Source organism: Candidatus Defluviilinea proxima (assembly GCA_016721115.1).
In the GTDB taxonomy this organism is placed as follows: domain Bacteria; phylum Chloroflexota; class Anaerolineae; order Anaerolineales; family Villigracilaceae; genus Defluviilinea; species Defluviilinea proxima.
Map to the genome: position 1 here is coordinate 794,407 of JADKIW010000001.1, position 14,485 is coordinate 808,891.

Sequence of the window (14,485 nt, forward strand, 5' to 3'; positions counted from 1 at the left end):
ACTATCCCCTACTCTACGGTGCGGCGATCACCAACTCTGTGGTCATCCCCACATCATCCAACGAAGTGTACCAGTAGTCGGTCGTCAGACTTTCGGTCGGGATCCCCAGGATCTCGTTGAAACTGCTCAGGTACTTCGTTCTCTCACTCGCGAACACCTTCACTCCGTTCGTGCTCACCACTCGCACTGGTCCTCCGTTGATCCCATACCGCGGGAACACTCTCTGCCCCGGCAGGATCGAGTACGGTGTCGTGTTCTTCTTCACTCCTCCGATGTACACATCCACTTCCGCTGTCTCCGTCTCACTTGGGTTCCCGATCACCAGGTACGTGATCATGCTGGCATCATCCAATGAGGTGAACCAGAGCTCGGTCGAGGTTTGAGCTATCGGGTACCCCAACACTTCATTGAAACTGTTCCCATACTTCGTTCTCTCGCTCGTGAACACCTTCACTCCGTTCGTGCTCACCACTCGTACTGGTCCTCCATTGATCCCATACCGAGGAACACTCTCTGCCCAGGTAGGATCGAGTACGGTGTTGTGTTCTTCTTCACGCCTCCGATGTACACATCCACTTCCGCTGTTTCTGTCTCGCTTGGGTTCCCGATCACCAGGTACGTGATCATCCCCGCATCGTCATAGCTCGTGAACCAGAACTCTGTGTCCAGTTGGGTCGAGGGGAAGCCCATCACTTCGTTGAAACTGTTCCCATACTTTGATCTCTCACTCGTGAAGATGTTCACTCCATTCGTGCTCACTACTCGCACCGGTCCGCCGTTGACCCCATAGCGCGGGTACACTCTCTGCCCAGGCGGGATCGAGTACGGTGTTGTGTTCTTCTTCACTCCGCCGATGTACACATCCACTAACGCTGTCTCTGTCGCACTCGGGTTCCCGATCACCAAATACGTGATCATCCCCGCATCGTCCAATGAGGTGAACCAGTATTCGGTCGTCAGTTGATCCGCGGGGAACCCGACGATCGAGTTGAAGCTGCTCCCGTAGATCGCTCGTTGACTCGTGAACATGTTCACCCCGTTCGTGCTTCTCACTCGTACTGGTCCACCGTTGATCCCGTACCGATCCGTTAGTCGTTGCCCTGTTCCTATTCCGTAGTTCCCCTGTGTGTTCCCACCGATCGTTACATTGATGTTCGAACAACCTATTGAGGTGTTGAATGTGCTGGTGTAGTTCTGCCCACTTGTGTTGGCTCCCAGGTTGCTGTAGCTGAGGTTCAGCGGCGCAAAGGTGTGACAGGTGCTTGTTGGGGTTACTGTTCCACTCCAGCCACCTGGCACTGTGATCGTGTAACTCCCGTCTCCTTTGGAGGTCACTGTCTTGGCGCCTCCATCCGTGTAGCTTAGGGTCACTCCTCCTACCCCTACATTCCCACTGATGGTGTACATAAACGTCGCGATGTAGTTTTGTGCTGTTTGGTTTGTTGTTACATTGCTATAGCTTCGGTTGAGCGGTGAGAAGATATAGCCTGCCTTCGAGGGCGTTACCGTCCCACTCCAACCGCTTGGTACTGTGATCGTGTAGCTCCCATCCCCTTGCGATACAACTGTCTTCGCCGTCCCATCCACATAGCTCAACGTCACCCCCGGTGCTCCTGCATTGCCGCTGATGACCGGTAATGTGGCTGAAGAACTCTGTATCCTGCCGTAATACAAGGTAGGATTGTCATACGGAGTCATAAAGAAAATAAACTCAATTGTTTCGGGTCGATTAAAACCAACAACTGACCATTTTACAGACGGACTACTATCAAACGATTTTCCGCTAGGGTGTGCCGCAAATAGTTGTGGATTTCCCCATGTTCCATTTGAATTCTTTTTAGCTGTACACATGTCATCCATTGAGAGACATGTTGCATTCTTAGGGTGGCCATGCCCGATAACATAAATTTCTCCAGCACTATTGAGTGCAAGCGCTGGATCATGCGTAAAGATACTTAATGCCTGATCTGTCCAACCAGATCCAGTATCTCTAACATAATGAATCCGCCCATAATCACCAACAGTCACATCAAAACTTTGAATGTAAGCCAAGTGCTTTACGCCTGTCGAGTCGATAATGAAGCTGGGACCTTGATCAATATTGATCCCGTTATCACTACTCGTCCATACAGATGCAGTGCTGGCACTTTGTATACTTCCCCAAGTCCCGCTACTTGCCCGAGTACGAGTGCGGATTTTTGTGGGGTTATCCGCTTGAGACACCCAGGCAACGGTCAGCGAATTGTCTACCGGAGAAATTGCCACAGAAGGATGATTGGCGCTTCCTGCTGTATCTACTTGAACAAAATTCCCCGATGGGGAAAGGACATTTGTAGAGCTATTATATGTATAAGCTCTGTGTAAAATATGATTACTGTTAGTCCAGTATGCTATGTGGAGTGTTTGATTCAAGTCCACCATACCGGCCACCCCGCTGGTGCCTACATACAATACGGAAGTTACTGTGCCACCATTAGAAGCAATAGTAGTTGCAGCGCTAAATGTATTGGTTGTTGTATTAAACGGATAGTCTTTCACACTGCCATTTTGCATATTGACAAGTACGTGAATGATGCTCCCTCCATCATAGACGGCGTCAATACCAATCACTTCACTCGTCTCTGTTAATTGAACAGGTGCCGCAAAAGATGCCGTTCCGCTTGGCAATCCAGTTGACGTTGTACGGTATACACGAATAACTTTAGACGACTGTTGATTCGCAAATATATACAAACGATCATTACTGGTGCGAACGATCTGATGTGGGATCACATCTGTGCCCCCGGTGCCAACCGAGAAAGATGAAAAAGTAACTGCATTGGCAGCTTTTGGCAGAACACTCCGCCCAGGGTATAAAGCGGCAGTAGCAATAAACAATGTTACAAAGGCAAGAACAAGTAAAAAGGGCGGGAAAGTTTTTTTGTTTATACTCATATCGGTCTCACAATAGATTTTGATATGTCGACCATTAAATCCAAATCAATAAAGTCAAGATCGAATATTGCTTTTGAATTAAAGCCGACAGAGGGGATATTAGTAGATCGGAAAACAACTTAATATTGCCGACACATTAAAACACATCTATTATAAAATAACAGATCAAAAAAGGATTATACAATCTTGAATTAGAAGCCGTTATTACTCCAAAGTACTGGAAGTTATTGTGTTTTTATCAGGGAGGCTCTATAATTTCGTCTGACACAATCAAACAAACAAAATCATCCCCTTATCGAAAGCAAAAATGAATATTCACAACGGCCAATTCAGCACACGAGAAAAAGAAGTGGTGGACCTCCTCCTGCAAGGCAAAAGTAACAAGCAGATCGGCCTTGCGCTTAATATTTCCGTCCGCACAGTTGAGTTCCACTTAAAAAACATCTACAACAAGCTTCAGGTCACATCCAGAGCCGAAGCGATCCTACGACTAGGGAAAACCACAGCTAGTAGTAAAAGTACCGTGGAACGAGTGGAAACCACAGTTGACCGGGGTAGTTCCTCCGCCGAAAATGATGGAAACATTATTTCAACTCGGAGGATCTCTATGAAGCAACGGTTTTACATCATTATCGGAAGTGTACTGGCGATTGTTCTTGTCGCAGGGCTGGTATGGGTCAAGTTAAACCCCAATATTGTGACCAACCCGCCAACAGAAACAGCTACAAGCGCAGAAACTGCGTCGGTCACAGGTACAGAAATCAACTATTTGGGAACGGACTTTATCATCCCATCTGAATTGGGCGACAGGGCATTGAATGAAGTCATTCAACAGTCCACTGATTTTGCCAATACTTGGCCCGCACACACACGGTCCATCTTGGAAAACTACCCGCTGAAGGATACAACCTATCAGCCACAGATACGCGTCTTTTCCACGCAGGACTACGTGCAAATGAGCCCTGAGGCAGAAGCAATGGTCAATGAACTTCAGGGCATTGTGAAGACACAACAATTCCAAGCTGACAAAATGCTCCCATTCCTACCCATCCAACGCGCGGCGCAGGTCATGCATACACAGGAAAAGTTCGTATCCTTCATAAATGGAAAAGGCGTTCGTTACATCACTCTCTATAGTCAAGCCGCATTTCCCATTCAGAACCTTTCACACATGGAATTGCTGTACACCTTTCAGGGACTTTCCAGCGATGGCAAGTATTACGTATCGATCGTCATGCCCGTCAACCTCAAATATGTGACAGTGGACGAAGCCACCGATTCTCCCTTCCCCGAACACGGCATCCCGTTCAACTGGGATAATCCCAATCCCGAAGATTATCCAAACTATCTGGAAAAAGCGGTTGTCATGCTCAGTCACAAGAACAATCCCTTCAATCCATCCCTTGAAGTGCTAGACGAGCTGGTTCAATCCCTGGCAGTTGGCGTAGAACAATAAATATAGAATTTCTAATCGTGCATCATGCGGACCCGTTATCCGCATGATGCACGATGAACCGGGGGAGAATAACTGTTATTCGCAAGATAACAAGCACTTTTGGAATTACAATTGACGTATGAACCGTCCGTTCGTGTTCATCAATGTAGCAATGACAGCCGATGGCAAGATCGATACGTTCGCACGCAAAGGAGCGGCGATCTCATCCGTGCGTGATAAGGAACGCGTGGATAAACTCCGCGCCGAGGCAGACGCCGTCATGGTTGGGGGAAGGACACTGCTCGACGAAGACCCAAAACTTACAGTGAAATCAGAAGCGTTACGCGAAGAAAGAATCAAACGCGGACTCACGCCAAACCCAGTCAAGGTGGGGATTGTTTCAGAAGCAAAGTTTGATTCTCATTCAAAATTCTTATACGAGGGGAATGCACGCATCGTAATATTCACAACGCATCGCACATCTAAAGATCAACTCACGTCACTTCGTGCGCTCGGTGTGGAAGTATTCATCCACGAGGGCGAGCGGGTGGACTTGAGAAACATGATGCACACCCTCAAAGAACTTGGTATCAACCGCCTCATGATAGAAGGCGGAGCAACACTCAATTTCGAGTTGCTCAGGCTTGGGCTGGTGGATGAAGTGTCCGCGTATGTGGCGCCGATGATCTTCGGGGGAGAAAAGGCCCCTACGATGGCATCAGGCCTCGGCTTGGAAAGAGGCGAAGCCGTCCCTCTGAGACTAATGAACGTGGAACATTGGGACGATGGCGGTGTACTGTTACATTACAAAGTGGAGAGAGAACTATGACAACAACAATGCATGAACAATTTGATCTGTTACTTGAAAACGATCCTGAACATAATTGTCCGGGGTTGGGTAAAGATAATATTTGCGTCCGCCTTGTGGCAATGGCTGAATTGCCCACACGGTTTGGCGATTTTCACATCATTGCGTTCGAGAACAATCGCGACGGCAAAGAGCATGTGGCCATCACAAAAGGCGATGTGATCGGCGCGAAAGATGTGCCTGTGCGTTTACATTCGGAATGCTTGACCGGTGATGCCATTGGTTCATTACGCTGTGATTGCCGAGACCAGCTCGAGGCATCGTTGAGAGCTATCGGCCAGATGGAACGCGGCATGGTCTTGTATCTCCGTCAGGAGGGACGTGGCATTGGTCTGATTAACAAGGTGCGTGCCTACAGCTTGCAGGATGATGGACTGGATACCGTTGAAGCGAATCTCGCATTGGGCTTCCGAGACGATGAACGTGATTATGCAGTGGCCGCACACATGCTCATGTCGCTCAAGATCGAGTCGGTACAACTCATGACCAACAACCCAAAGAAGATCGACCAGCTCACACAATATGGCATCAAGGTGGCGCAACGCATTCCGCACATCATGGAAGCCAACGACCACAATCGTTTCTATCTCGAGACCAAGGCCGCCAAATCCGGTCACATGATCGATTTTCACGGCAAGGAACATCTGCCCGAACAAAGCGATCTTCCCATCGTGGCCGGCATGACCCACGAACAGATCGGGGCCATGCATGAATAAACCTTCGGCTTCGCAGGGCAGGGTCGTTGTCATTACCGGCGCCACCGGCGCGCTCGGACGAAAGACCGCTCATGCATTCGCCGAAAGCGGTGATGCACTGGTATTGCTCGATAACGATCAAAGTAAATTGGATTCTCTGATCAAAGAATTGCATATCCCCGAAGATAGACTCCTCGCATCTGTCGTTGACCTGCGCGATGCACAAGCGGTTCGTGACTCAGCCGAGGCTGTTGCAAACAAATTCGGCCGTGTTCACGCTTTGATCCATCTCGTCGGCGGCTGGACCGGCGGCAAGACCCTCTCTGAAACAGGCGAAAGCGACCTGACCTTCATGCTCAACCAGCACGTGTGGACGACGTTCCACTTGTTCCAGGCCTTCACTCCCAAACTCGCCGCGAATGGATGGGGGCGTGTGGTGGTTGTATCCAAGTCAACGGTGAACAACCCAACCGGCAAAGAAGGCGTGTATGCCGCCGCTAAAGCCGCACAGGAGAACCTTGTGCTTACGCTCGCGGCCGAACTCAAAGAGAGTAACGTCACCGCGAACATTATTCAAGTCAAAGCCATCGACGTGGATGATAAAGGCACCGGCACAACGCCCGATGTGATCGTCGCCGCGATACAGTATTTATTCTCCGATCAGGCGGGCAAGGTCAGCGGGGCGAGGATACCTTTATATTAAAAAGCAAAACTTCCGAAGTCTTAAAGACTTCGGAAGTTTTTATTTACAACCCTAACATATCCCCGATCGTTTTTGCAATTGTCCGTGCGGCTTCGGGTTTTCCTGCACGGCGACAGTTCTCGATCACTTTCTGTCGTTCGGCTGGGCGCGAGATCCATCGCGTCAACGTGCGGACAACCTCACGCGGCACCGGTGCCCAAACCCCTGCACCTTCCTCCTGCACGAATGTCACGTTCCCATCTTCCTGACCGGGTAATTTTGAATACAAAATAATTGGCAGTTCAGCATTGAGTGCTTCAGCGATCGTGCCGGGCCCAGCCTTTGTCACAATGTAATCGGCCGCGCGCATGAAATCTGGTACGTTATGTGTAAAGCCATGAATGAACGTGGGATTCTCCCATTGGTGCGCCTCGAGAGCCGCTTTCAGCTTTTGATTCCTTCCAGCAATGATGACCAGCCCAAGGTCCAGACCGGAGGCGTCTATTTCGTAAGCAGTCTTCGCAAGAGGGCCCATCCCATCGCCGCCGCCCATCATCAACACAATGGGCTTATCCACAGGCCAACCAAGTTTTTTACGCAGGTTGCTTTTACGTCCTTTGGGTCTACAGTATTTATCTGCAACGGGAAGCCCAACCACTCTTACCTTTTCTTCAGGCATCTTGTATTTGATGGCACGTTTACGCGCGTTCTCGGTAGGGACGAGGATAAGGTCGGCGCGGTTGTCGTACCACAGGGCATGTGTGGTGACCATGTCTGTGACGACATTAACGAAGGGTGGACGGTCCTTGCCCAATGCACGCAGAGCAAACGAATTGGCAAACGGATGGACCGTGACGATCAGATCGGCTGGATGACTTCTCACAAGCGCTTTTGCCGCATGACGCGCAATCGGCCAGGTGGTGGTTGTGATGAAGCGTGCCTGAGCGCGCCCATCCGTGGCATGGAAGCTGGCGCTCCATAACTGCGGAGCTTTGACCATGTAGGGATACATTTCGCCCACCCGGTTAAAGGGACGTGGTGCGTAATCCTTGAAAAAATCCACCATCTCCGTGGTGACCTTGTTTTTATATTCGATGTTAATGGCCTCGATAATAGCCTCTGCCGCGGAACGATGCCCGCCGCCGGTATCGGAAAAGTAGAAGACAATGTGTGGTTTTCTAGGAATCGTGTTTTGGTCCATGGGGTTCTTCTTCGTGTTTGGTGAGATTGGTCTTGAGGCGCTTCGCAAGTTCACGCCGGGTAAGCATAACACGCCGCCCACATCCTTTGCATTCGAGGCCAATATCCGCGCCAAGACGGGTGACGGTCCATTCGTAGGAACCGCACGGGTGTTGCTTACGCAGGCGCAGATGATCGTTGAGGTGCAGGTCGGGAAGCATAGTTGAAAGAATGAAGGCGGATCGTGAAGGATAAATATCAAACATCATTATAAATGAATCGTGATAAACTACGGGCGAGAAATTTATTTCCAAGAATATGTCATGCTGAGCAAAGCGAAGTAATCTCCCTACAGGAGTAAAAACCCTTTGCTATGCTCAAAATGACAAGATGAGAGAGGGAACATGTCCCAGAACGAAACACATACCGTTGAAGTTGCAGGTGTCAAACGTGACCTGCGCCTGTTCGAGGTTAAGCCAGGTTTGAAGATCGCCATTTTGAATATTCTAGGGGATACAGAATTTGTGCAAGTCTGTGCCAAGGAACTGGCGACCAAGCTCAAGGACGTTGACTATGACGTGCTGGTAACTGCAGAGGCCAAGTCCATTCCGCTGGCGTATGCCGTGTCCGCTGAGACGAAGAAGCCGTACGTGGTATTACGCAAATCGTACAAGCCTTACATGGGCGATGCGATCAGTGCCGAGACGTTATCCATCACCACCGGCCAGCCGCAGACGTTGATCCTCGACGAAAAGGATCGTGACCTTATCAAAGGTGGTAAGGTCGTCATCGTGGACGATGTTATCAGCACCGGGTCCACACTGCAGGGCATGCGGATGATCCTCAATAAGGCTGGCGCAAACGTGGTAGCCGAAACCGCCATCTTCACCGAAGGTGACCGTGCGCAGTGGAACAATATTATTTCGTTGGGGCATTTGCCGTTGTTTACGGATTAAACGCCGCAGGGAAGGGCAGCTGCCCTTCTCTACGATTATGTGAACAATTTTTGTTTTTGCAAACGCGTCATCTTTTTGATGGCGCGTTCTCTTTTCATAGCCGTGACACGGTCTGGCTGTTCCTCCATGTAGACCAATTTCACAGGACGGCGTGTTTTTGTATATTTCGCGCCGAGTCCCTTGTTGTGGACGGCGACTCGTTTCTCAGCGTCCACCGCCCAGCCGGTATAGTACGTTCCATCGGCACATTCGACGATGTAACAATAACATTTACTCACTTGCTTTTATTGCGGCCCATCAATGCAGAACCAAGGAGGCGATCGCCCATAGAAGCGACTTCGATCTTCTGCGTTTCCTTATTTAACCATTCGGCCTGTGTGCGTTCTTCCAGCCACTGACCTCGTCCTCTCCAAGCTTTTTCAAGTCGTTGACCAAGCGCCTCACGGTCGCCATCTTCAATATCATCACGAAGTTGAAGCAGTGATGTAATGTACGCGTTCAAAAGACGTACCGTATTCTCACGGTCATTCAATATCGCTTCGCGCAGGGAGACTGCATCATCGTGATACGCAAAGCCTGATGTCACAGAGGCATACGGGCGGCCTGCCAATTTCTTTGCTTCCTGCCAGCCGGGCTGATCGAGCGTGGAATCTAACAAGGCGGCGGCGGCCAATTGCGGAAGGATCTGCACCTTGCCCAATAATCCGTCTGCTTCGGCAGTATCCATCAGCAAAGGCATGGAACCAAGTAATGCGACAAGGTCAGTCGTTAGTTTGAATATATTTTCGGGGGTTCCGTGTGGCGCGGTGATGCCGGTCACACCCTTTTCGAACAGGTCGGCACGAGCGGCCTTGAGGCCGTATTCAATTCCATGGAGTTGATCGGGGTGGATGGTCGGGAAGAGCCCCACATAAAACCGTCCCTGAGGAATAAGCTCTTTGACCCACGATTCAATCGTCCCTTTAACAAGAGCCGTATCAAGGATGAGAGTCCCCTCTTGCAGGTCAGGCGCGATCAGTTCCAACGTCTCACGCACTTCTGAGAATGGCAGGGCCAGGATGACAATGTTGGAATTTTCCACCGAGTCGTGCAGGTTGTATTTGAAATCGTCCACGGCGCCGGCGGTTTGTGCGGCTTTGCCTGCACGTGCATCCTTATCGTGCCCTACAAGACGAGCATTCGTGCCGTGCGCTTTCAGGGCCAGCCCCATCGAAGCGCCGATCTGTCCGAGACCGATAATGGTAATTTGTATTGGCATCATATCCTCACAGGTTGAAGTAGTGTCATTATACCCATACGCCCATCAGTAGGAAACATACCTGGGTAGTATATAATGCGATTACTCCGTTAAAGTGCGAGAACCGCGGACGCCGACCGCGGTTCCCGTGCGAAAGGAGGAGAAGAGAAATCACCTTACTGTCCTTAATTTATCATAGTAGGAATAATAGTACTTGACGTAAAACCTACGATTACCCTACGACTGTTAGACAACTTACAAGGATGTAATCACCATGGCAAACAAAATAGTTTCTCCCATCTTCACTGGCGAATTGAACGGGACTCCTCTTGGGGACCTGCGCCTCGCGGCCTCGGACCTTGGTCTGGTCGCCGTTGAATGGGCCTCTGTCTTGCCCGAATTTGATTCGTATCTCGCACGCCTCAAACAGCCTATCCAACCCGATCCGAAAAAGCTCAAGCCTTATGCAAAAGAAATTGCAGAATACCTGAACGGTAAACGCACTGCCTTCACCATCCCCGTGGACTGGACGTTCTTCACTCACTTTCAGCGCGAGGCCCTGCAGGCCGTCTTCCGCATCCCATACGGCGAAACGCGGACATACATTGACATCGCGCGTGAGATCAACCGTCCGCATGCCTACCGGGCGATGGGCGCGGCCAACGCCATGAACCCCATGCCGCTGGTCATTCCGTGCCATCGAGTCATTGGCACAGACGGTAAACTCCACGGCTACGGCGGCGGAGATGGGTTACCCACGAAGGAATGGTTGTTAAAACTTGAAGGTGCGGTAATGGCGTAATATTTTTAGGTTGCAATTCATCGTAATCACGTTCTACTACTATAGGAGTCACATTGAAACCTAAACAATGGTTTGCTTTTATTGCCCTCGGCCTGATCTGGAGCTCGTCCTTTTTGTGGATCAAGATCGCCGTTCAGGAAATCCCGCCGATCACACTGGTCGCGTATCGCGTTCTGTTCGGGCTTTTATTCGGCGTGGTGATGATCCTGATCCAACGCGTCAGCCTGCCGCGCGATTCCAAGGTCTGGATCCCTGTGCTCGTGTTGGGAATCACCAATGTTGCCGTTCCCTTCTTCTTGATCTCATGGGGTGAGCAATCCATCAACTCCGGTGTAGCGGCGATCCTTGATGCGACTGTCCCGCTATTTTCTCTGGTCATTGCCCACTTCACACTTCCCGATGACAAGATGACCGTGCCCAAAGTAACGGGGTTACTGATCGGCTTTGCCGGCGTGATCATCTTAATGAGCAAGGATATCGGAGGCTCACCCAGTTCCTTACTTGGCCAGGGAGCGGTGATCCTCGCCTGTGTTTTCTACGCCATAAGCGGAATCTACGCCCGCAAGAACACGGAGGATACACCAGCCGTTTTGCGTAGCGCGGGTCCGCTAATCTCAGCGACAGTTGTGATGTGGGTGGGAAGTTTTCTACTGGAGAGTCCGGTCAAAGTCCCGCATCTACAGATCACATGGATCGCCCTGCTGTGGCTCGGCATTCTCGGTTCAGGATTGGCATTTGTCTTAGTCTATTACCTCATCCATGAGATCGGACCCACACGCGCATCCATGGTTACATATACTTTTCCATTGGGTGGTGTTGTGCTTGGTTTTATCTTTCTTCACGAGAGTTTGTCATGGCAGATCATCCTTGGCGGGGTTTTGATCATCGCCAGCCTGGCGGTGAGTAACTGGAAACAGGCAGATATACCAGCTACAACATAAAGAAACAACAGCTACAACGCTGATGATGGCGTGATAAGATATGGGCATCTTATCACCTATGACAGTATCCACACCTCAAACACAAACCTTTCTGCAAAAACACGAATGGCTTCTCCCTCTGGGGTTGTTCATCCTGTTCCTCGCGCTGACATTGCCCGGCATTTCATGGGGCGCCCCAAGCGTTTGGCACCCCGATGAGATCGTAGTACGTTCGCTCAACGCTCTGTTTGACAACTACAAATTCAGCGAAACCAATTTCGATTATCCTGACCTGCCCCAATATGTGATGCTCTTCCTTGGGAAACTGATGCTGGCAATAGGGCAAGGTGACAATATCCTTGTCGCGGCACGTGTTCTTTCGGCAGTTCTTGCAGGGATGGCGATTGTCTTCACCTATATCATCGCACGTCGTATCGGAGGGAGTCCATACGTAGCGGCGCTGAGCGGACTTCTCCTCATCAGCGTCAGCGAAATGCCACACAACGGACGTTTTGCCCACAACGACACATATTTGATCTTCTTCGTAACGCTGGCTGTTCTTTGTTTACTCAACTATGTTCAAAGCAAGGGCGTAACTGGCGCTCCCTATGCTTCGACTTCGCTCCCACCTCAAGAGAATTTCCGTCCTGAGCGGAGTGAGGAGCGTTCGATGCGACGAGCGAAGTCGAAGGACGCTCCGCTCAGCAAGGAAAACAATAAAATCTGGTTATATGCGGCTTTCTTCACGGTGGGATTGGCCACCTCCAGCAAATTCACCGGCGTGAGTTTGATCCTGGCTCCGCTGGCAGTGTATCTCATCGAAGAAAAAGACAACATCAAGAAGAACTGGCTGGTTTCACTTATAGTGCTTTCGGTGGGAGGTCTCATCGCATTTTGGGGTTTTGGACTTGGTACACCTAAAGTGTTAGTCGCGCCATACTTTTATCTCAAACATTTATTACCCACCCTGCAATGGCAAACCACCTACGGTTATCAACCCGATAGTATCCGCGGTATTTTCGGTCAATACGGCGTGACGGCAAACGGACTCGGCCTCGGGCTTATGTTGTTATTCGGCATCGGACTTGTTTGGGCCATCTGGAAAGTCATCAAAGCACATCGAGAGCATACTGCTTCCGAACAGCCACAAATCAAATCTTTCACGGTCATCCTCATCGCGATCCTCGCGCTCGACCTGCCGATGATGATCTCATACAACTATCAACTGCGTTACTTTCTCACATTGATGCCGTTCCTTGCGATCTTTTCTGCACTCTTCATCGAGCAGGCATATCAATGGGCAAAAGCAACGAGCAACAAAGTCTATCCCGTCGCAGTCAGCGTGACGGTCTCAGCGATCATCTTGTATTCTCTCGCACGCATTATTAGCCTGATGCTATTGGTGATGCACGATGCCCGCATCCCTGCATCTGCCTTCATGGACACATTGCCAGCAGGCTCATCGCTCGAGCACACGTTCTATCCGCCGACCTTTGATGGGCCCCGTTTCGAGCGCGAATATAACTATCCCATTTATTTCACACGCGACCCGAACGAACCACTTCCACAAAGCAAGAAGTTTAAGTACAACGTCGGTGAAGAAGGACTCAACAAACGCGAAACAGATTATTTCATCGTTGACAGTTTCACTTCTAGAAAATTCAACAACATCTATTTCTGCGAAGCGATGCCCACCGAATGTGCATTCTTCAAACAACTTGAAACAGGCGGGTCAGACCACTATAAACTTTTAAAAGAATTCAAATACACACTGCCACCTTACCTGCCACAGATCCAATTTGAATTTATCAACCCCAGCATTCGTATCTATGAAAGGATCCCATGAACGATTTTCGTTCCGGTTATATCGCCATTATCGGCCGCCCCAATGTCGGCAAGTCCACGTTGGTCAATGCATTGCTTGGCCAAAAGATCGCGGCCGTTTCCCCCAAGCCGCAGACCACACGCAGACGTCAGCTTGGTATTCTCACAGAGGAGAAGTATCAGCTCATCTTCGTGGATACGCCCGGCATCCATACTCCCAAACACAAGTTGGGGAAGTTCTTGAATCAAGAAGCGGAAGAATCGCTCGAAGGTGTGGATGTTGTCCTTTGGCTTGTGGATGTATCTGTCAAACCGACGGATGAGGACAAACAGATTGCGCTCCTGCTCGACAAACTTCCTCGTCGGACTCAACTGGTACTTGCCGCAAACAAAATGGACCTGATCCCCGCTGAGGCATTGACCAGGAATCTCGAAGTGTATCAGGCCTCGGTTAGGAAAGAGACGAGCGTCCTATCCATATCCGCCGCAAAGAATGAGAATCTCAATGAGCTGGTCGAACTGATCGTTTCGTTCTGTCCATTTCGTGCACCGGAATATGATGAAGACCAGGTCACGGATTCGTATGAGCGCGATATCGCCGCGGACTTGATCCGTGAGGCGTGTTTGAATAATCTGCGCGAGGAAGTACCGCATGGCGTAGGCGTGCGCATCGATGAGTTCAAGGAACGCGAGAATGGGATGTTGTATATCGGCGCAACGATCTTTATTGAACGCGAATCGCAAAAAGGAATTCTGATCGGCGAGGGCGGAAGTATGATGAAGACGATCGGGAGCGCGGCCCGTAAAGAGATCGAAGCGATGGGCGGACGCCCCGTGTTTTTGGAGTTGCGCGCCAAGGTGCTGAAGGATTGGCGCAACGACGAGAACGCGATGCAGAGATTTGGCTATCGGATTGGGAAGAAGAAAAAGGGGAAACGGTGATTAGGGGTTAG

General features: G+C 50.2%; 15 protein-coding genes. 9 read left to right on the plus strand and 6 right to left on the minus strand.

From position 1 onward, the window contains the following. Positions 1-13: 13 nt before the first annotated feature. Together IPP66_03640 and IPP66_03645 are read right to left on the minus strand one after the other, a co-directional pair. Positions 14-469 carry a hypothetical protein gene (locus tag IPP66_03640; GenBank protein ID MBK9924362.1) on the minus strand — a complete coding sequence of 152 codons (456 nt, stop codon included), beginning with the start codon at positions 467-469 and terminating at the stop codon, positions 14-16. Next, positions 466-2,934 (minus strand): hypothetical protein, encoded by a 2,469-nt coding sequence (locus tag IPP66_03645; GenBank protein ID MBK9924363.1) that lies wholly within the window; start codon positions 2,932-2,934, stop codon positions 466-468. The genes IPP66_03640 and IPP66_03645 overlap by 4 nt, the downstream gene beginning before the upstream one ends. Positions 2,935-3,241: 307 nt before the next feature. Between IPP66_03645 and IPP66_03650 the strand changes: the two genes are divergently transcribed. The 4 genes from IPP66_03650 (at position 3,242) to IPP66_03665 (ending at position 6,635) form a co-directional block, all read left to right on the plus strand. Beyond that, positions 3,242-4,390, plus strand: coding sequence for a helix-turn-helix transcriptional regulator (locus IPP66_03650; protein ID MBK9924364.1), 1,149 nt, complete (start codon positions 3,242-3,244; stop codon positions 4,388-4,390). Between the two features lie 118 nt (positions 4,391-4,508). Further along, complete coding sequence (locus IPP66_03655) at positions 4,509-5,198, plus strand: 2,5-diamino-6-(ribosylamino)-4(3H)-pyrimidinone 5'-phosphate reductase (GenBank protein MBK9924365.1); 690 nt, start codon at positions 4,509-4,511, stop codon at positions 5,196-5,198. Next, positions 5,195-5,953: a GTP cyclohydrolase II gene (gene ribA, locus IPP66_03660; protein MBK9924366.1), complete on the plus strand. Its 759-nt coding sequence runs from the start codon at positions 5,195-5,197 to the stop codon at positions 5,951-5,953. The genes IPP66_03655 and ribA overlap by 4 nt, the downstream gene beginning before the upstream one ends. Continuing rightward, positions 5,946-6,635 (plus strand): SDR family oxidoreductase, encoded by a 690-nt coding sequence (locus tag IPP66_03665; GenBank protein ID MBK9924367.1) that lies wholly within the window; start codon positions 5,946-5,948, stop codon positions 6,633-6,635. Before ribA ends, IPP66_03665 begins: the two co-directional genes overlap by 8 nt. Before the next feature lie 43 nt (positions 6,636-6,678). Here the strand turns inward: IPP66_03665 and IPP66_03670 are convergent, their stop codons facing one another. Both IPP66_03670 and IPP66_03675 read right to left on the minus strand, forming a co-directional pair. Continuing rightward, positions 6,679-7,815, minus strand: coding sequence for a galactosyldiacylglycerol synthase (locus IPP66_03670; protein ID MBK9924368.1), 1,137 nt, complete (start codon positions 7,813-7,815; stop codon positions 6,679-6,681). Then, complete coding sequence (locus IPP66_03675) at positions 7,793-8,014, minus strand: DUF951 domain-containing protein (protein MBK9924369.1); 222 nt, start codon at positions 8,012-8,014, stop codon at positions 7,793-7,795. Before IPP66_03675 ends, IPP66_03670 begins: the two co-directional genes overlap by 23 nt. 183 nt (positions 8,015-8,197) lie before the next feature. Between IPP66_03675 and IPP66_03680 the strand changes: the two genes are divergently transcribed. Next, positions 8,198-8,749 (plus strand): adenine phosphoribosyltransferase, encoded by a 552-nt coding sequence (locus IPP66_03680; protein MBK9924370.1) that lies wholly within the window; start codon positions 8,198-8,200, stop codon positions 8,747-8,749. Between the two features lie 35 nt (positions 8,750-8,784). On the opposite strand, the gene IPP66_03685 is transcribed toward IPP66_03680, so the two are convergent. Together IPP66_03685 and IPP66_03690 are read right to left on the minus strand one after the other, a co-directional pair. Next, complete coding sequence (locus tag IPP66_03685) at positions 8,785-9,027, minus strand: GIY-YIG nuclease family protein (GenBank protein ID MBK9924371.1); 243 nt, start codon at positions 9,025-9,027, stop codon at positions 8,785-8,787. Next, positions 9,024-10,010: a prephenate dehydrogenase gene (locus IPP66_03690; GenBank protein MBK9924372.1), complete on the minus strand. Its 987-nt coding sequence runs from the start codon at positions 10,008-10,010 to the stop codon at positions 9,024-9,026. Before IPP66_03690 ends, IPP66_03685 begins: the two co-directional genes overlap by 4 nt. A 250-nt stretch (positions 10,011-10,260) precedes the next feature. Here IPP66_03690 and IPP66_03695 point away from each other — a divergent pair, with 250 nt between their 5' ends. The 4 genes from IPP66_03695 to era are packed head-to-tail and all read left to right on the plus strand — an operon-like array spanning position 10,261 to position 14,474. Next, positions 10,261-10,788, plus strand: a complete 528-nt coding sequence (locus IPP66_03695) for a methylated-DNA--[protein]-cysteine S-methyltransferase (protein MBK9924373.1) — start codon at positions 10,261-10,263, stop codon at positions 10,786-10,788. A gap of 53 nt (positions 10,789-10,841) precedes the next feature. After that, complete coding sequence (locus IPP66_03700; GenBank protein MBK9924374.1) at positions 10,842-11,729, plus strand: DMT family transporter; 888 nt, start codon at positions 10,842-10,844, stop codon at positions 11,727-11,729. 40 nt (positions 11,730-11,769) lie between these two features. Continuing rightward, a complete protein-coding gene (locus IPP66_03705) occupies positions 11,770-13,554 on the plus strand; it encodes a phospholipid carrier-dependent glycosyltransferase (protein MBK9924375.1) in 1,785 nt (594 codons plus the stop codon). Continuing rightward, the gene (era, locus tag IPP66_03710) at positions 13,551-14,474 is read left to right on the plus strand and encodes a GTPase Era (protein ID MBK9924376.1); all 924 of its coding nucleotides are present in this window, start codon (positions 13,551-13,553) and stop codon (positions 14,472-14,474) included. The genes IPP66_03705 and era overlap by 4 nt, the downstream gene beginning before the upstream one ends. The last annotated feature ends 11 nt before the right edge of the window (positions 14,475-14,485 follow it).